We start from the raw sequence: 16,386 nt of genomic DNA on the forward strand, positions 1-16,386 counted from the left end.
CCGTCCTCCGGATGTGGCGGCAACCACTTAGCGCGGCAGCCTTCCTTGCGTAATATACAGAGGTATATAACGCAGCGTCAAACCCTCGTCTACGCTACTATCCCAGCATCATGGCTACACCCTCACCCGCTACGATAGACAACTTCCTGGACGCCGTGTGGCTGCAAGATGGCCTGGCTCAGAACACCCTGGCCGCTTATCGCCGTGACTTGACCGCCTTTGCACAATGGCTGTCAGCCAAGCATGGCAAATCGCTGACGCAGGCCGACGAGGCCGACATACAGGAATGGTTTGCCGCCAAGCACGCAAGCAGCAAGGCGACCACCGCCAACCGTCGCCTGGCGGCGCTGCGGCGCTACTATCTTTGGGCCTTGCGTCACGGCCTGATCAGCCGCGATCCATGCCTGAGCTTGCGTGCCGCCAAGCAGGCCGCGCGCTTTCCCAAGACGCTGTCCGAAGAGCAGGTGGAAGCCCTGCTGCAGGCACCCGACACCCGCAGCACACTGGGCCTGCGGGATAGAGCCATGCTGGAAACCCTGTACGCCACCGGCCTGCGAGTCACCGAACTGACCTCGCTGGGCCTGCTGGAAGTCAACCTGGACGAGGGCGTGGTGCGCGTGACGCTGGGCAAGGGGGGCAAGGACAGACTGGTACCGCTGGGCAGCGAAGCGCAGCACTGGATCGCCCTATATCTGCAGCAATCACGACCGGAATTACTTGGGCAGCGCCGTTGCGATGCCCTGTTCGTCACCGGGCGGGCCGCCGGCATGACCCGCCAGGCCTTCTGGCTGATCGTAAAAAAATACGCGGCCCTGGCTGATATACAAGTGCCCTTGTCGCCACACGTGCTGCGCCATGCATTTGCCACACATTTGCTTAATCACGGTGCCGACCTGCGGGTGGTGCAAATGCTGCTAGGCCATGCCGATATTTCGACTACCCAGATTTATACCCATGTGGCGCGGGAGCGGCTGAAAGCGCTGCATGCTCGCCATCACCCGCGCGCCTCTGCGTAGCAAACCATCATGACCAAAGAAAAACATGTATCCGAGACGCCCGCCACACAGTTGCTGCGGCGAAGCAAAGTCGTCTTTACCGAGCATACTTACCATTACGTTGACCACGGCGGCGCGGGCGAAGCCGCAAGGCAACTGGGCCTGGACCCGCATCAAGTGGGCAAAACGCTGATCATGGAAGACGAGAACGCCAAACCGCTGGTGGTGCTGATGCACGGAGACTGTGAGGTGTCGACCAAGAACCTGGCACGCCAGACCGGCGCCAAGCGCATCAACCCATGCTCTCCTGACGTGGCGCAGAAACACTCCGGCTACCTGGTCGGAGGCACGTCGCCATTTGCCACAAGAAAGAAAATGCCGGTGTGGATCGAAGCCGGCCTGCTGGCTTTTCCGAAGATCTATGTCAACGGTGGCCGGCGCGGCTATCTGATAGGCGTGGACCCGGCGATGCTGGCAAGTTTGCTGGGTGCCAAGACGGTCACGGCAAGCCTGCCCATGACGCGGCACGATTAGCTGGCGTCCCCGGCAGGAATCGAACCTGCAATCTTCCCTTAGGAGGGGAAAGTTATATCCATTTAACTACAGGGACGCATGCGGCCTGCGATTATAAAGCAGGCCGCAAAAACGCTTTATTGAAGCTTGATATTGCCCTTGGCAACCACCTCTTTCGCCCAGTCGTACTGTTCTTTGATCTCTTTGGCGAACTCTTCCGGTGTATTGCCCGATGGCGCAGCACCTTGCTTTTCGAGGGTCTCGATAACCTTGGGGTCCTTCAGCGCGACAACGGCGGCGTCACGCAGGATTTTGATGATTTCCGGTGGTGTGCCCTTCGGTGCCAGCAAGCCATACCATGCGGGCTGGTTCAGTTGGGGATAGCCCTCTTCAGCCAGTGTTGGCACGTCCGGCAAGGTTGCCAGGCGTTCTGGCCATGCCACTGCCAGCGCACGCAACTTGCCCGCCTTGATCTGACCCATGGACGACGGAAGATTGTCGAACATGCTGTCGATCTGACCGCCCACGGCATCCGTCACAGCAGGACCCGACCCTTTATAGGGCACGTGAACCGCTTCGGTGCCTGTGGCCTGCTTGAAGGCTTCGCCAAACAGGTGCAATACCGAGCAAGTGCCCGAGCTGCCATGCGTGTACTTGCCCGGATTATCCTTCAGCGTTTGCACGAACTCCTTGAAGTTCTTGGCCGGGAATTTCGGGTTGACCTCGATGACGTTGGGCACATTGGCAAAATTGGTGACCGGCAGGAAGTCGGTCAAGGGTTCATAGGTAAGGTCATCAGGACGGCAGGCGGGGTTCACTGCCAGCGTGGACACGGTGGCGATAGACAATGTATAGCCGTCCGGATTGGCGCGCGCGGCCTCTGCCGCGCCAATGGCGCCGCCGGCGCCGCCCTTGTTTTCGACCACCATGGTTTGCCCAAGCTCCTGGCCCATGCGCTGCGTGACAATGCGGGCCACGATGTCGGTCGAGCCGCCCGGCGCGAAGGGAACAATGACGCGTATGGGTTGCGTGGGGTAGTCGGCAGCCTGTACGGCCGTCGCACCCAACGCCGATGCCACACCTGCCGCCAGCGCCAATGCTGCGAGTCTGGTGGTTTTTGTCATAGTGAAGCCTCCTGGATAGTGAACTTATTAGAATTACGACAGAGGCGATATGCGCTAAGCTGCCTCCATTCCGCCGCCAAACAATAGTAATTTATAAATCCCTCCCTATGTCCGTCATTCAACTGGTGCTGCCCGATTTTTTGCTTATCGGGCTTGGGTGGATGCTATTTCACAAGCTGAAGTTCTCCAGCGAATTCTTCCGCGGTGCAGAGAAACTCGTTTACTTCATCCTGTTTCCCGCCCTGCTGTTCCACTCCATCACACAGACGCCGCTAAGCCTTTCCGGCACTTATGTCCTGCTGCTGGCTACGCTGGCCCTCATGGGATTCAGCATCGCCATGGCGTGGCTCGCCGTACCGCTGCTGCGACCCGACCTGCTGGACCATGCGTCGACAGCGCAATGCGCCTATCGGTTCAATACTTATATCGGTTTGTCGTTGGCCGGCGGCCTGGCCGGCTCCGCCGGGCAGACCATCATGGCAGTGCTGGTGGGCTTTGCCGTGCCCATTTCTAATATGGCCGCCGTACATGGCCTGGCACGCCAGACCGGAGGCAGGGTATTGGGCGAAATAGTCCGCAACCCCTTCATCATTGCCACGGCGGTGGCGCTGCTATGCAATATCTTTCGCGTGCCCATACCTGCAGCTATCGATGCAACGCTAGGCCGGCTTGGCGCCTGCGCCATCGCCATCGGCCTGATGTGCGTGGGCGCGACGCTGTCCCTTAAAGGCGGACGCGGATCTGCTCCACTGGTCAGCTGGATGATAGGCGTCAAGCTGCTGTTGACGCCGGCCGCAGCCATATTTATTGCGTGGGCGCTGGATCTGCCGCCCATGGAGCGGCAGATGGTGTTGCTTTTTGGCGCCTTGCCGACTGCCTCGTCAGCCTATGTGCTGGCGGCCCGGATGGGCGGCAATGGACGGCTGGTCGCCGTTACCATGTCGATCGGCACCCTTCTGTCGGCGGTGACCATCCCCATGTGGCTCATGGCCGGTCCTACGCCCTGAAAAAGGTCAACTTTATGAATACCCATCCTTTAGCGGAACTTAGCGTCGATTTGCCTGACGAAGCGGCCACGATAGCGCTCGCTCGTCAGCTTGCCCCCATGCTTGCTGAACCGCCGGCTATCGCTGATAACACGGCGCCCGGCGGCCGGATCCATCTGCGCGGCGATCTGGGAGCGGGGAAAACCAGCTTCGCCAGGGCCTTCCTGCGGGCCTGTGGCATCACCGGCAGAATAAAAAGTCCCAGCTATGCGCTACTTGAAAGCTATAATCTTTCTAACTTATACTTCTATCATCTTGATTTTTATAGATTTAGCGATCCTCGAGAATGGATGGATGCCGGATTCCGAGAAATTCTGGACAAAAATGCCGTCGTATTGATCGAATGGCCGGAGCATGCAGGCGCTTTATTGCCGCCTCCGGACCTGGATATCAAGCTCGATTATGCGGACACTGGGCGGCGCGCCAAGCTGACGGCCCACAGCGAAAAAGGAAAACTATGGCTGACGACACTTGCCCTTGCCCCCCAGCAATCTCTGCGACAGGCGCCTCACGACGCCGACTCATAGCCACCGCAGGGACCCTGCTCGTCATTCCAGTCATTCCAACGTTGGCGCATGCCGCATCGATTGTGGCGGTGCGCACCTGGCCTGCGGACGAATACACCCGCGTCACGTTGGAGATGGACAGCGAACTGAAGGCAGACCATTTCATACTGGACAATCCGGATCGGCTGGTCGTGGATATTGAAGGTCTGCGCATGAACGGCACCATCAACGACCTGGTTTCCAAGATCCGTCCCAACGACCCCTACATCGGCTCGGTACGGGTCGGCCAGAACCGGCCCGATGTAGTTCGGCTGGTGCTCGACCTGAAACAGCCTATCGCGCCGCAAGTATTCACGCTCAAGCCTATCGGCGAGTACAAATACCGACTGGTGCTGGACCTGTACCCGCAGGTTGCCCAGGATCCCTTGATGGCCATCCTGAATAATGCAGACAGCGACCCGCTTGCCGAAGTGCTGGAAGATCTGGCGCGCGGTGCCGAAGGACAAGCGCCCGTCCCGTCAGTGCCCGGCCAGCAACTCCCGCCCATTGCCAAAACACCCAAGGCACCACCCCAGCCGCCGCCCACAGCAAGCGAGCCGCGCCGCAACCGTCCCCTCCTCGTCGCCCTGGATCCCGGCCACGGAGGCGAAGACCCCGGGGCCGTCGGGCGTAGCGGCACCAAAGAGAAAGACATCGTACTGAGCATCGCGCGACGGCTGAAAAAACTGATTGATGCGCAGCCCGGGATGCAGGCCTATCTGACGCGAGACAATGATTATTTCGTACCGCTGCATGTGCGGGTACAAAAGGCGCGCCGTGTAAAGGCCGACCTGTTCATCTCCATACACGCCGATGCGTGGATCAAACCCAGCGCGCGCGGCTCTTCCGTCTTTGCCCTGTCGCAGAACGGCGCAACCAGTGCTGCAGCAAGGCTGATGGCACAACGAGAAAACCAGGCGGACTTGATCGGCGGCGTCGACCTGGGGTCGCACAACAAACAAGTCGCGCAGGTGCTGCTTGATCTATCGACGGCCGCACAGATCAACGACTCGATGCGAGTTGGTGGCCGTATCCTGGGAGAAATCGGCAAGATCAATCGGCTGCATAAAAAGCATGTCGAGCGCGCGGGCTTTGCGGTCCTGAAGGCGCCGGATATCCCGTCTATCCTGGTTGAGACCGCATTCATCAGCAACCCTCAGGAAGAACGCCTGCTCAAGAGCCCCAAATACCAGGAGAGCATCGCGCGAGCCATGCTGACCGGCATCAACGGCTACTTTGCCGATAGCCCAACCCTGGCGCGCAACGCCTAGCGCACTACGACGGCGTCTTGCGACTGAACAGCTTCCAGATTGCGCCCACCGCCACGGGGACGGCGGCGGCGCTTATGCCTATCAACACGATGGTATTCAGGTGCTCTTTGATAATGGGCACGTTGCCAAAGAAATAGCCCAGGGTCACGAAGCCGACCACCCACAGTATGGCGCCTGAAATATTGAACAACTGAAAGCGCAGTACGTTCATGGCGGCGACACCGGCAACGAAGGGCGCAAAGGTACGGAAAATCGGCAGAAAGCGGGACAGCACGATGGTTTTTCCACCATGCTTCTCGTAAAAAGCATGCGTCTTCATCAAGGCCTTGCGGTCTAGAAAACGATAATTCTTGACGAATACGCGCGGGCCTATGAACCGGCCGATGTGATAATTGACTGTGTTGCCCAGTATCGCGGCGAACACCAGTAGCGCCGCCAGTAGCACCGGGTCCAGCAATCCCGATGCACCAAATGCCCCGGCGATGAACAATAGAGAATCACCCGGTAGAAAGGGCAGGACCACCAGGCCGGTCTCGCCAAAAATAATCAGGAACAGCACCAGGTAAATCCACGCTCCATATTGTGCGACCCAGACCCCAAGATACTGGTCTATATGGACAATCATATTCAGAAAATCAAGCATAGCGGCTATTTGAAAAAAGTTACCGCAATATACTCCGTTAGAAGAGACAGCAAAAGAACAGCCGGGTCGTACGGGCTAAAATCATAGCTTCGAACCTGCTTATTGGAACCCCCGGGTATGTCTGAACGCCGCTCTATTGCTCCCCTCCCCGACATGTTGATCAGCCAGATCGCTGCCGGAGAAGTGATCGAGAGGCCGGCATCGGTTCTGAAAGAACTGCTCGAGAACTCGATAGACGCGGGTGCGCGCGCTATTGAAGTGCGGCTGGATGGCGGCGGCATACGAAGGATCTCTGTCAGCGACGATGGTGGCGGCATCCCGGAGGCTGAGCTTGCCCTGGCACTGACGCGCCATGCCACCAGCAAAATTGCCTCGCTGGCCGAGCTCGAGTCCGTCAACTCGATGGGTTTTCGGGGCGAAGCGCTGGCCTCCATTGCCTCGGTCGCCCGACTGACACTGACGTCCCGAACCGCAACCGCGCCCCACGCTTGGCAGATTCAGCCCGGCAGCAGCCAGCCCGTGCCGGCATCCGGCTCGGTAGGAACCACCATCGACGTCCGCCAGCTATTTGACGATGTGCCGGCTCGCCGCAAGTTCCTGCGAGCCGAGAACACGGAGTATGGTCATTGCGTTGATGCCCTCGAGCGCATCGCCTTGGCGCATCCGCACATCGCTTTCCGACTGTTCCACAACGACAAGGCGCAGCGCAACTGGCGGGCCGCCGACATCGGCCAACGCGTTCGCGACGTGTTGGGCGTGGAATTTATTGAACAAGGCCTGGAGGTCAACAGAGAGCAGGGCTTGGTCTCGCTGCATGGCGTCATTACCCGCCCGACGCATGCGCGCAGCCGCGCCGACAGGCAGTACCTGTATGTCAATGGCCGCTACGTCAAGGACCGCACGGTCTCCCATGCCATACGCCAGGCCTACGCCGATGTGCTGCATGGCGATAGGCAGGCGGCCTACGTCCTGTTCCTCTTGGTCGACCCCTCTACCGTCGATGTCAATGTGCATCCCGCCAAGAGCGAGGTGCGCTTTCGCGATAGCGGCGCCCTGCATCGCTTCGTAAGCCAGACCCTGGGCCACACGCTGGCCGCCGCAGGCGGACATGCCCCCAGCCCTGAACAGGCTGCTCCGCCCATGCCCTATGCCGATGGTACGGGCGCCGCCTTGGGTGCTCCCGCGAACGATGTGGAGTATGCGGCGCAAGCGTCTGCTGCGACATACCCCGGCTACGCGCCGCAGCCGTTTTTCCCGACGCCACAACACCAGCAAGCGTTCCGCCTGCGCGACCATCGTCCTGATTCCGGCGCCGGCGCGACATGGCAAACACTTTACCGGCCGCTGGAGGCTGGCGATCCCATCGGCGACGCGGCCCCGACTGCCCCCGCGAGCTCCGAATTCCCGCTGGGTATGGCGCTGGGCCAGTTGCACGGCATTTATATTCTGGCGCAGAACCAGGCTGGCCTGGTTCTGGTGGATATGCACGCGGCACATGAGCGTGTGATGTACGAACAGCTCAAGCTGGCGATGGATCGCCAAAGCCTTCCGCGCCAAGAGCTCCTCGTACCCGTGGTGTTCAGCGTCAGCGAAAAAGACGTGGCACTGATCGACGAACACGCATCCACGCTTGACGAGCTTGGACTGGACCTGCGTGCGGCGGGGCCAGCCTCTGTCGCGGTGCGCGCCGTACCGGCATTGCTTGCGGGCGGCGACATCGAGTCGCTGGCGCGTAACGTGCTGCGGGATTTGGCAAGCGTGGGCGTGTCGCCCCGGCTGACCGAACAGCGCAACGAGTTGCTCTCGACCATGGCTTGCCATGGCTCCGTACGTGCCAACCGCCGCCTCACGCTGGAAGAGATGAACGGCCTGTTGCGCAAGATGGAGCAGACTGAACGGGCGGATCAATGCAACCATGGCCGACCGACCTGGATGCAATGGAAAATCGGAGACCTGGACAAGCTGTTCATGCGCGGCCAATGAGCAGCCCGATTCTGTGTCTGGCCGGTCCGACGGCAGCAGGAAAAAGCGCGGCGACTCTTGCGCTGGCGCAGCGCTGGCCGATAGAAATCATCAATGTGGATTCCGCCACCATCTATCGCGACATGGACATCGGAACCGCCAAGCCCACGCCGGATGAGCAACAACAAATGCCCCATCATTTGCTTGATATCCGCGACCCGGCGCAAACTTACTCCGCCGCCGAGTTCGAGCGTGATGCCAGCGGCCTGATCGCGCAAATACAAGCTCGCGGCAAGTTACCGGTACTGTGCGGCGGGACCATGCTGTACTACAAGGCTTTGCGGGAAGGCCTGAACGCCTTGCCTGTAGCGGATGTCGCCGTGCGAGCAGCCATCGAAGCCGAGGCGGCCGTGCTGGGATGGCCCGCCCTGCACAGCCAGCTCCAGGCCTACGACCCCGCAACAGCGGCAAGGCTGGCGCCCAATGACAGCCAACGGCTGCAGAGGGCCATCGAAATCTATCGCGTCAGCGGTCGGCCCATGTCGGACTGGCTGCAAGATACCCGGCACCGGCAGGCGGGTGGCCTGCGCTTTCAGACTGTCAGCCTGGAACCCTCGGACCGACTGGCCCTGCACGCCCGCATCAAGCAGCGCTATCAGCAAATGATCGCAGCCGGCTTGGTCCAGGAAGTGCAAGCCTTGTATGCCCGCGGCGACTTGCACCCGGGCCTGCCATCGGTGCGCTGCGTGGGCTACCGGCAGCTATGGGACTACCTGGACGGCGCAGTTTCCAAAGATCTGGCCATAGAGCAAGCCATCGCGGCCACGCGCCAGTTGGCCAAACGTCAACTGACCTGGTTGCGGTCTGAACCTGATCGCGTGGTGATCGATTGCCTGGCGCCAAATGTCGCCGGACTGGTCGTCGATGCGGCAGCCGCCATATGGGCGGCCGACCCGCCTAGAGAATGACCGTTTGGGGCGCGTCGGGCGCGTCGCGCGCAACGATTTCGCCTAAACGACTGACTGCTTCGCCATGCGCTTGCAGGGTGGCTACCACCGCGTCGGCCTGCTGCGCGGCCACCACCATGACCATGCCAATACCGCAATTGAACACCCGATGCATTTCCGCGTCGGCCACGCCACCGTTTTCCTGCAGCCAGGTAAACAGCGCCGGCATGGTCCAGGCATCGCGGTGCAGGCGTGCGCACCATTCGGGCTGCAAGATGCGCGGTATGTTGTCCAGCAGGCCGCCGCCCGTGATGTGGGCCAGGCCCTTGATGGCCGGGCCGTGCTCGGCCAGCGCTGCCAGCACCGATTTGACGTAAATGCGCGTGGGTTCCATGACGACGTCTTCCAACGGGCGGCCATCGAGCTCCTGGCCCGGCCTGGCGTTGGCGTGCGTAAGGATCTTGCGCAACAACGAATAGCCATTGGAATGAGCGCCGCTGGAAGCCAGGCCCAGCACGACGTCTCCTTGGGTGATCGATTTACCGTCGATGATGCGCGCCTTCTCGACCGCCCCGACCGCGAAGCCGGCAAGGTCGTACTCGCCGTCGGGATACATGCCCGGCATCTCGGCAGTTTCGCCGCCGATCAGGGCGCAGCCTGCGAGCTCGCACCCCTTGGCTATGCCGCCCACAACGCTGGCCGCCGTATCGACCGACAGCTTGCCGCAAGCGAAATAATCAAGGAAGAACAAGGGCTCTGCACCTTGCACCAGAATATCGTTGACGCTCATGGCGACCAGATCGATGCCCACCGTGTCGTGGCGTTTCCAATCGAAAGCCAGGCGCAATTTGGTACCCACGCCGTCCGTTCCCGAAACAAGAACGGGTTCCTTCAAATGAGCAGGCACCTGGAACAGCGCACCGAAACCACCTATGCCGGCCATCACGCCAGGCCGCATCGTCTTGGCTGCAAGGGGCTTGATGCGGTCGACCAACGCTTCGCCGGCATCGATGTCGACCCCTGCGTCGCGGTAGGTGAGAGTAGCGGAATGTTTGTTTGTCATGAGAAATGCCGTGGGATGTGCAAGAATTGCGGGTTGGATGAACAAGCAGGGTCGATTTTACGATGAACGCCGCTCTTGCGCCCTGATGCCGCAAACACCATGACTCAACAATTGATTCTCGACGTCCTGCCCTACCCGCCTCCGACACTGGACAACTTCGTGTCGGGCGATAATGCGGCAGCCGTCGACGCGCTGCGCCACTGCGAGCCTGGCAGGGCAATCTACCTATGGGGCCCCGACGGCGCGGGGCGCTCCCACCTGCTGAAAGCCCTGGCCGGCCTACCGGACGCCTACTATTTTGGGCCTGATGGCCTGCCTTCCGAGCTGAAGTCGATAGCGGCCGCCGACAGCCAGCCTTATCGGCTTATTGCCATCGACGACGTGCAACGCCTGAGCCCTGACGGGCAGGCGGCGCTGTTCAGCCTGTACAATCGCTGGCGCGAGCTGGCCAGCGCACCGGCTGCTTTCGCACTGATCGTCGCCGGCGACCGCGCACCCATGGCCATGCCCCTGCGTGAAGACCTGCGCACTCGCCTGGGCTGGGACCTCGTGTTCCGGCTACAGATGCTTTCTGATGCGGACCGCGCGCAGGCCTTGCGCCGGCAAGCGTCTGACCGGGGCCTGCAACTGTCGCCTGAGGTCATTAACTGGGTATTGACGCACTATGCACGCGACATGAGCCACCTGAGCGCACTGGTGGACGCGCTGGATCGCTATTCACTAGAGAAGCACCGCGCCATTACCCTTCCCTTATTAAAAGAATTGCTGGCCAGTGGCCGGCCTGATAACGAATCCGATACCTTATGAAGCCTACCCGATTGGCCCTGTTCGACCTCGATCACACACTATTGCCGCTGGACAGCGACTACCAATGGGCGGACTTCCTGGCCCGCACCGGCAGGGCCGGAGATCCCGCCGAAGCGCAGCGCCGCAACAACGAACTGATGGAACGCTACAACGCTGGCCAGTTGACCGCCGAGCAGTCCGCAGAATTCATGCTGGGCCTGCTAAGCCGCGCCGAAGCCGTAGAGTTGGCGCAGTGGCACGAAGCCTACATGGCCGAAGTCGTGCGCCCTGCCATCCAGCCCATAGCCGAGAACCTGGTGCAGGAGCACATGGAACGCGGTGACCTGTGCGCCATCGTGACGGCCACCAACGACTTTGTGGCGGCACCGATCGCCCGCGCTTTCGGCATACCGCATTTGATTGCCACCATTGCCGAAATGGACAAGGGCCGCTATACAGGACGCATACAGGGGGTTCCCAGCTTCCAGGCAGGCAAGATCACACGTGTCAATGACTGGCTGGAAACCATGGGCCGTCAGTTCTCGGACTTCGAGACCACCTACTTTTACAGCGATTCGCCCAACGACCTGCCACTGCTGGAAGTGGTCAGCCACCCCATTGCGACCAACCCCAGCCCGGTGCTGCGCAGTATCGCGCAAGAGCGTGGATGGAAGATTCTTGACTTGTTCAAGGACATGCACGATGCAAAGTCATAAAATACCCCATGCTTAAAGACACAATAAAAAACTTTGTCAGTCGTTTATTCTCGGCGCCCCAGCGGGGGCCAGAACGTTTATCCCGCGACAAGCACGGTATTGACCGTCGCAATGTGTCGCGGCATGCGATCAAAGTGTGCGAAGTGCTGCGCCACGAAGGCTTTGACGCCTACATCGTGGGCGGTGCCGTACGCGACCTGATTGTCGGCCTGGTCCCGAAGGACTTCGATGTGGCAACCAATGCCACGCCCAACCAGGTCAAGCCCCTGTTTCGCCGCGCCCGCATCATCGGCAAGCGGTTCCAGTTGGTCCATGTGGTGTTCGGCCAAGAGATAATAGAAACCTCTACCTTTCGCGCCAACGCAAGCGCCGACGAAGATACCGACGAGCACGGCCGCATCCTGCGCGACAACCTCTTCGGCACGCAGGAAGAAGATGCCGCGCGTCGCGACTTCGCCCTCAACGCCTTGTATTACGACCCCATCAACGAGGAAGTCATCGACTACCACCGGGGGGTGGCAGACCTGAAGAAGCGCGTGGTGCGCATGATAGGCGACCCCGAAAAACGGTACCGGGAAGATCCGGTGCGCATGTTGCGAGCGCTGCGCTTTGCCGCGAAGCTGGACGGCACCATCGACCCGGCCACACGCGAGCCCATCGCACGCATGTCGTCACTGATCGAAAACGTACCCGCCTCGCGTCTGTTCGACGAAATGCTCAAGCTGCTTACCTGCGGCCACGCCATGGACTGCCTGCGTCAAATGCAGTCCGTGGGCCTGCACCACGGCATGCTGCCACTGATCGACCTGATCTTCGCAGAAGAAGGCGGCGAAGAGTTCGTCGAGCTCGCCCTTGCTCGAACCGACGCGCGTGTGCGCGCCGGCAAGACCGTCAGCCCCAGCTTTCTTTTTGCCGCCCTGCTCTGGAAGCTGGTAAACAAGCGCTGGCAAGAGAACCGCGCGGCGGGCGAGCACACCGCACAGGCCCTGATGAGCGCCGCCGACTCGGTGGTGGAAGAGCAAACCCGCAAGCTCGCCATACAACGCCGCTTCCAGGCCGATATGCGCGAAATCTGGTTCATGCAGGCGCGCTTTGAACATGCCAACGCGAAATCCATCTGGCGCATGCTGGAACAGCCACGGTTCCGCGCCGCAGTGGACTTTCTGCAATTACGGGCCGAGGCTCGCGAAGTGGATAGCGTCCAGGCCCAGTGGTGGATGGATCTTGCCGATGCGGCCGACGCGGACCGCGCCGAGATGATCGAAGCCTATCAGTCTGAGAACCGGGGCCGGTCTACGACAGGCAAGCGCCGCCGCCCGCGCAAGCGTCCCGCCAACAAGGCGGCCGTCCGACCGGCGTGATTCAGGCTTATGTTGGCTTGGGGGCCAACCTGGGCAATGCCCGGGAAAGCCTGCAACAAGCCGCTGCAGAACTGGCCGCAACCGCTGGCGTGCACAAGCTTCGCCTGTCGCGTTTGTATCGCAGCTCGCCTGTGGATGCCGGCGGACCGGACTACGTCAATGCCGTCGCCGCCATCACCACCTCATTGAACGCTCATGCCTTGCTGCGCATGCTGCAAGGCATCGAAGACCGGCACGGCCGTTTGCGGCCTTATCGCCATGCACCGCGTACGCTGGACCTGGATCTGCTGTTGTTCGGCGAGCAGGCGATTGATGACAGCGAACTGACCGTGCCGCATCCCCGCATGCATTTACGTGCCTTTGTGCTCAGGCCGTTGGCCGATCTGGCGCCTGACTTGCGACTGGCGCAGGGAGAACTTTCCGTGCTGCTATCCGCCTGCCAGGACCAGCAAGTATCGCCCTTGGACGATTACTGAGCGCTGAGCAGCCGACGCGCCCGTGCGATGACCGGCGCATCGACCATCTTGCCATCCACTTGAAAAGCCGCAGTGCCGCTTTCATCGGCATGCGCCACAACCCGCTCCGCCCAGTCCAATTCGGCGGGTGTGGGAGCGAACACGGCATGCACAGCGGCCAACTGCGCCGGATGTATGCACAGCATGCCGCCAAAGCCCATATCGCGTACTTGCGTCGCGATCGCGGTCAGGCCCTGGGCATCGGAGAAGTCTGGGTACACGCCGTCGAGTGCCGCAGCCAGCCCATGGGCGGCGCTGTGCAGCAATATCTGGCAGCGTATGTGGTCCAGCATCAGGCTGGCACCGGTGGTGTCGGGCCGGGTTCCCAACTGCAGCATGAGATCCAGCGCGCCGAAGGACAGGCGATCGACGCCCTGCGCCGCAGCGATGGAAGACAGATCGAGTACGCCCCGGGCGCTTTCAATAATGGGGACCACGGGCTTGCCGATGCTGGCAGCACGTTTGATCTGTTCGGCCGACTCGGCCTTGGGCAGCATCAGGCCCACGATGCCCGTATGCTGCGCACATAGCGCCAGATCGTCGTCAAACCATGAAGTGGTGGCGTCATTGACACGCACCAGGAATCTCGCCTGCGGGAATTGCGCCGCGAAGTCATCGATGTGCCGCCGCGCCTCGGCCTTCAAGGACGGTGCAACGGCGTCTTCCAGATCGATGATGACGATGTCGGCGCCGGCAGCCAATGCCTTGGCATAGCGTTCGGGGCGTGTGGCCGGTACAAACAGTGCGCTGCGCAGTGTGGGCTGCATTAGATAACGCCCTCGTCGCTGAAAATACTTATTTGCGCGTCGGTATAGCCTAATTCGGCAAGAATATGTCGGGAGTTCTCGCCCAGCGCCGGGATGGCGTCCATGCGTGCCTCGAATGCCGAGCTGGTAGCCGGAGGAATAAGCGCCGGGATAGGTCCGGCGGCGCTGTCCACCTGCCGCCATCGATCACGCTGCGCAAGCTGGGGGTGATTCCAGACGTCGTGCATGGTGTTGACCCCCGCATTGGCGATGCTGGCGGCTTCGAGGCGGTCGATGACCTGCGAGCGCGACAGGCTGGCAAATGTCGTGACAATCAGCACCCGCAATGCCTCCTTGTTTTTCACCCGCAGTGTGTTGGATGCAAAGCGGCCATCTTCGGCGAGCTCGGGCTGCTGCAGGACAGTGCGGCAAAAGGCTGCCCATTCGCGTTCGTTTTGCAGACCCAGCATGACCTCGCTGCCGTCGCCGACCGGGAAAGGTCCGTAGGGATAAATCGTGGCGTGCGAAGCGCCGGCGCGCGGTGGCGGCGCCGCGCCATCGAAGGCGTAATACAAGGGAAAACCCATCCACTCGACCATGCTTTCCAGCATCGATACATCCAACCTGCTGCCCACGCCGGTACGTTCGCGCAGCATCAGGGCGGAAAGAATGCTGCTATAGGCATACATGCCGGCCGCAATGTCCGAAATGGAACAGCCCGCCTTGGCCGGACTGTCGGGATTGCCCGTTACCGACAGGAAACCGCTCTCGCTCTGTATGAGCAAGTCGTAGGCTTTCTTATCTTGATAAGGTCCGCCTTCGCCATAACCGGAAATATCGCAAACAATAAGGCGTGGATGGGCTTCACGCAGGGCATCGTAAGACAGGCCCAGGCGCGCTGCAGCCCCCGGGGCGAGATTCTGGACCAGCACGTCGGCCTGACCCAGCAACTGGCCCAGAATGACTGCAGCATCGGGGTGCTTCAGATCCAGCGTGAGGCTTTCCTTGGAGCGGTTGGTCCAGACGAAGTGCGAGGCCAGCCCCTTGACGCGCTCGTCGTAGCCGCGAGCAAAGTCCCCTACGCCGGGGCGTTCGACCTTGATGACGCGAGCACCCATGTCTGCCAACTGGCGGGTGCAGAAAGGCGCGGCGATGGCGTGTTCCAGGCTAACGACAGTAATACCGTCCAGCGGACGCGGTGCGCCAGCACGAGTGGCTGCATCGCCGGACTGAGATGGAGAAGATGTGATGGTCATGACTTGAACCTGATATCGGCCTGATGGGCCAGTGTGCCGCCCTGTTCAGCCCATAGTTGAGCGCTGCCTTTGCCGCTGAGCGCGCCAGCCACATGAAACGGTCGCGGGGAAATCAGCGGACGCAAGCCCCGATACGACAGGAAAGTGATGATCTTGTCGGGATGCGCATTGGTAAAGGCGCGGCACATCAGCGTGGCTATCATGGGTCCATGGACGACGAGCCCGGGATAGCCTTCGGACTGGGTCGCATAAGACTGGTCGTAATGGATACGGTGCCCATTGAAGGTCACGGCGGAATAGCGAAACAGCATGACCGGATCAGGCACCACTACTTCGGACCATTGTGCATGCGGCGCTATCAGGCTACCTTCCAGCTTGGGCGGGCTGGGTTCGCGGTAGACGATGTCCTGCTCTTCAGACACGCAAACGGTGTCGTTCTGGGAGTATTCGTGCTTGACGGTAACAAACAACAGCTTGCCGGTGCGCCCGTCTTTCTCGGTGATCGATGCGATGGTGGACTCGCGGTGGCCCTTCACGCCGACGCGCATCGGTCGCAGGAACTCTACGCGGCCGCCGGCCCACATGCGATTGCGGTCGTCCGCTGGCGGCAGGAAGCCGCCGCCACGCCTGGGATGTCCGTCATCGCCCAGTTCTCGATAAGGTAGCGCATTAATGAACAAGCCCCACTGCCACAACGCCGGCAGCGCGTCTCCCGCCACAGGAGCGGGAGTGTCCAGACTAAGCGCCATCTTTTGTATATGCCCCTCGTCGATGTTGTCGTCGCAATGCTCTTTGCGCCCTATCCATGACTCTAGGTCTGTAATACTCATGTCCTCTTTCCCGGGTCCGCTAAGGTAAATCAGCATATAGCTTGCCTGTTAATGCGAAATAAATGAA

The 16,386-nt window shown here is 60.9% G+C and carries 17 protein-coding genes and 1 tRNA gene; 11 read left to right on the forward strand and 7 right to left on the reverse strand.

What is annotated here, in order from left to right; translation table 11 throughout:
• The first annotated feature begins 110 nt into the window (after positions 1–110).
• Positions 111–1,016 carry a site-specific tyrosine recombinase XerD gene (gene xerD, locus CKA81_RS09415; RefSeq protein ID WP_128355028.1) on the forward strand — a complete coding sequence of 302 codons (906 nt, stop codon included), beginning with the start codon at positions 111–113 and terminating at the stop codon, positions 1,014–1,016.
• Positions 1,017–1,025: 9 nt separating this feature from the next.
• Positions 1,026–1,529, forward strand: a complete 504-nt coding sequence (locus tag CKA81_RS09420) for an aminoacyl-tRNA deacylase (protein ID WP_128355029.1) — start codon at positions 1,026–1,028, stop codon at positions 1,527–1,529.
• Between the two features lies 1 nt (position 1,530).
• On the opposite strand, the gene CKA81_RS09425 is transcribed toward CKA81_RS09420, so the two are convergent.
• Both CKA81_RS09425 and CKA81_RS09430 read right to left on the reverse strand, forming a co-directional pair.
• Positions 1,531–1,605 (reverse strand) — tRNA-Arg (locus tag CKA81_RS09425).
• 40 nt (positions 1,606–1,645) lie between these two features.
• Positions 1,646–2,632: a tripartite tricarboxylate transporter substrate binding protein BugE gene (locus CKA81_RS09430; RefSeq protein WP_128355030.1), complete on the reverse strand. Its 987-nt coding sequence runs from the start codon at positions 2,630–2,632 to the stop codon at positions 1,646–1,648.
• Between the two features lie 107 nt (positions 2,633–2,739).
• On the opposite strand from CKA81_RS09430, the gene CKA81_RS09435 reads away from it, so the two are divergent.
• Genes CKA81_RS09435 through CKA81_RS09445 form a run of 3 tightly spaced genes read left to right on the forward strand, consistent with a single transcriptional unit; the run spans position 2,740 to position 5,494 of the window.
• Positions 2,740–3,639: an AEC family transporter gene (locus CKA81_RS09435; protein ID WP_128355031.1), complete on the forward strand. Its 900-nt coding sequence runs from the start codon at positions 2,740–2,742 to the stop codon at positions 3,637–3,639.
• Positions 3,640–3,653: 14 nt separating this feature from the next.
• Complete coding sequence (gene tsaE, locus CKA81_RS09440) at positions 3,654–4,205, forward strand: tRNA (adenosine(37)-N6)-threonylcarbamoyltransferase complex ATPase subunit type 1 TsaE (RefSeq protein WP_128355032.1); 552 nt, start codon at positions 3,654–3,656, stop codon at positions 4,203–4,205.
• The gene (locus tag CKA81_RS09445; RefSeq protein WP_128355033.1) at positions 4,136–5,494 is read left to right on the forward strand and encodes an N-acetylmuramoyl-L-alanine amidase; all 1,359 of its coding nucleotides are present in this window, start codon (positions 4,136–4,138) and stop codon (positions 5,492–5,494) included. The genes tsaE and CKA81_RS09445 overlap by 70 nt, the downstream gene beginning before the upstream one ends.
• A gap of 4 nt (positions 5,495–5,498) precedes the next feature.
• Here the strand turns inward: CKA81_RS09445 and CKA81_RS09450 are convergent, their stop codons facing one another.
• Positions 5,499–6,137 carry a VTT domain-containing protein gene (locus CKA81_RS09450; RefSeq protein WP_128355034.1) on the reverse strand — a complete coding sequence of 213 codons (639 nt, stop codon included), beginning with the start codon at positions 6,135–6,137 and terminating at the stop codon, positions 5,499–5,501.
• Positions 6,138–6,254: 117 nt separating this feature from the next.
• Between CKA81_RS09450 and mutL the strand changes: the two genes are divergently transcribed.
• Both mutL and miaA read left to right on the forward strand, forming a co-directional pair.
• Positions 6,255–8,120, forward strand: coding sequence for a DNA mismatch repair endonuclease MutL (gene mutL, locus CKA81_RS09455; RefSeq protein ID WP_128355035.1), 1,866 nt, complete (start codon positions 6,255–6,257; stop codon positions 8,118–8,120).
• A complete protein-coding gene (gene miaA, locus CKA81_RS09460; protein WP_128355036.1) occupies positions 8,117–9,067 on the forward strand; it encodes a tRNA (adenosine(37)-N6)-dimethylallyltransferase MiaA in 951 nt (316 codons plus the stop codon). The genes mutL and miaA overlap by 4 nt, the downstream gene beginning before the upstream one ends.
• Here the strand turns inward: miaA and purM are convergent.
• Positions 9,057–10,109, reverse strand: a complete 1,053-nt coding sequence (gene purM / locus CKA81_RS09465; protein WP_128355037.1) for a phosphoribosylformylglycinamidine cyclo-ligase — start codon at positions 10,107–10,109, stop codon at positions 9,057–9,059. The two genes, miaA and purM, sit on opposite strands and share 11 nt — an antisense overlap.
• Before the next feature lie 99 nt (positions 10,110–10,208).
• Here purM and hda point away from each other — a divergent pair, with 99 nt between their 5' ends.
• The 4 genes from hda to folK are packed head-to-tail and all read left to right on the forward strand — an operon-like array spanning position 10,209 to position 13,448.
• Positions 10,209–10,916 carry a DnaA regulatory inactivator Hda gene (hda, locus tag CKA81_RS09470; protein WP_128355038.1) on the forward strand — a complete coding sequence of 236 codons (708 nt, stop codon included), beginning with the start codon at positions 10,209–10,211 and terminating at the stop codon, positions 10,914–10,916.
• On the forward strand, positions 10,913–11,611 hold the full coding sequence (locus CKA81_RS09475) for an HAD family hydrolase (RefSeq protein ID WP_128355039.1): 699 nt from the start codon (positions 10,913–10,915) through the stop codon (positions 11,609–11,611). Before hda ends, CKA81_RS09475 begins: the two co-directional genes overlap by 4 nt.
• Positions 11,612–11,619: 8 nt before the next feature.
• Positions 11,620–12,972 carry a polynucleotide adenylyltransferase PcnB gene (gene pcnB / locus CKA81_RS09480; protein ID WP_128355040.1) on the forward strand — a complete coding sequence of 451 codons (1,353 nt, stop codon included), beginning with the start codon at positions 11,620–11,622 and terminating at the stop codon, positions 12,970–12,972.
• Positions 12,969–13,448 carry a 2-amino-4-hydroxy-6-hydroxymethyldihydropteridine diphosphokinase gene (gene folK / locus CKA81_RS09485; RefSeq protein ID WP_128355041.1) on the forward strand — a complete coding sequence of 160 codons (480 nt, stop codon included), beginning with the start codon at positions 12,969–12,971 and terminating at the stop codon, positions 13,446–13,448. The genes pcnB and folK overlap by 4 nt, the downstream gene beginning before the upstream one ends.
• On the opposite strand, the gene CKA81_RS09490 is transcribed toward folK, so the two are convergent.
• The 3 genes from CKA81_RS09490 to CKA81_RS09500 are packed head-to-tail and all read right to left on the reverse strand — an operon-like array spanning position 13,442 to position 16,319.
• Entirely contained in the window at positions 13,442–14,254 is an 813-nt protein-coding gene (locus CKA81_RS09490; protein ID WP_128355042.1) for an HpcH/HpaI aldolase/citrate lyase family protein, read from the reverse strand. The genes folK and CKA81_RS09490 overlap by 7 nt on opposite strands.
• Positions 14,254–15,489, reverse strand: coding sequence for a CaiB/BaiF CoA transferase family protein (locus CKA81_RS09495; protein ID WP_128355043.1), 1,236 nt, complete (start codon positions 15,487–15,489; stop codon positions 14,254–14,256). Before CKA81_RS09495 ends, CKA81_RS09490 begins: the two co-directional genes overlap by 1 nt.
• A complete protein-coding gene (locus CKA81_RS09500; RefSeq protein WP_128355044.1) occupies positions 15,486–16,319 on the reverse strand; it encodes an FAS1-like dehydratase domain-containing protein in 834 nt (277 codons plus the stop codon). Before CKA81_RS09500 ends, CKA81_RS09495 begins: the two co-directional genes overlap by 4 nt.
• Between the last annotated feature and the right edge of the window lie 67 nt (positions 16,320–16,386).

It is taken from the genome of Pollutimonas thiosulfatoxidans, from assembly GCF_004022565.1.
GTDB lineage: Bacteria > Pseudomonadota > Gammaproteobacteria > Burkholderiales > Burkholderiaceae_B > Pusillimonas_D > Pusillimonas_D thiosulfatoxidans.

What these genes read in the sequence shown, in the direction of transcription:
- CKA81_RS09490 (WP_128355042.1), bottom strand. Translation starts at nt 14,254, where the DNA reads ATGCAGCCCACACTGCGCAGCGCACTGTTTGTACCGGCCACACGCCCC.
- tsaE (WP_128355032.1), top strand. Translation starts at nt 3,654, where the DNA reads ATGAATACCCATCCTTTAGCGGAACTTAGCGTCGATTTGCCTGACGAA.
- CKA81_RS09430 (WP_128355030.1), bottom strand. Translation starts at nt 2,632, where the DNA reads ATGACAAAAACCACCAGACTCGCAGCATTGGCGCTGGCGGCAGGTGTG.
- hda (WP_128355038.1), top strand. Translation starts at nt 10,209, where the DNA reads ATGACTCAACAATTGATTCTCGACGTCCTGCCCTACCCGCCTCCGACA.
- mutL (WP_128355035.1), top strand. Translation starts at nt 6,255, where the DNA reads ATGTCTGAACGCCGCTCTATTGCTCCCCTCCCCGACATGTTGATCAGC.
- CKA81_RS09495 (WP_128355043.1), bottom strand. Translation starts at nt 15,489, where the DNA reads ATGACCATCACATCTTCTCCATCTCAGTCCGGCGATGCAGCCACTCGT.
- xerD (WP_128355028.1), top strand. Translation starts at nt 111, where the DNA reads ATGGCTACACCCTCACCCGCTACGATAGACAACTTCCTGGACGCCGTG.
- CKA81_RS09475 (WP_128355039.1), top strand. Translation starts at nt 10,913, where the DNA reads ATGAAGCCTACCCGATTGGCCCTGTTCGACCTCGATCACACACTATTG.
- CKA81_RS09435 (WP_128355031.1), top strand. Translation starts at nt 2,740, where the DNA reads ATGTCCGTCATTCAACTGGTGCTGCCCGATTTTTTGCTTATCGGGCTT.
- miaA (WP_128355036.1), top strand. Translation starts at nt 8,117, where the DNA reads ATGAGCAGCCCGATTCTGTGTCTGGCCGGTCCGACGGCAGCAGGAAAA.
- pcnB (WP_128355040.1), top strand. Translation starts at nt 11,620, where the DNA reads ATGCTTAAAGACACAATAAAAAACTTTGTCAGTCGTTTATTCTCGGCG.
- CKA81_RS09445 (WP_128355033.1), top strand. Translation starts at nt 4,136, where the DNA reads ATGGCTGACGACACTTGCCCTTGCCCCCCAGCAATCTCTGCGACAGGC.
- purM (WP_128355037.1), bottom strand. Translation starts at nt 10,109, where the DNA reads ATGACAAACAAACATTCCGCTACTCTCACCTACCGCGACGCAGGGGTC.
- CKA81_RS09450 (WP_128355034.1), bottom strand. Translation starts at nt 6,137, where the DNA reads ATGCTTGATTTTCTGAATATGATTGTCCATATAGACCAGTATCTTGGG.
- CKA81_RS09420 (WP_128355029.1), top strand. Translation starts at nt 1,026, where the DNA reads ATGACCAAAGAAAAACATGTATCCGAGACGCCCGCCACACAGTTGCTG.
- CKA81_RS09500 (WP_128355044.1), bottom strand. Translation starts at nt 16,319, where the DNA reads ATGAGTATTACAGACCTAGAGTCATGGATAGGGCGCAAAGAGCATTGC.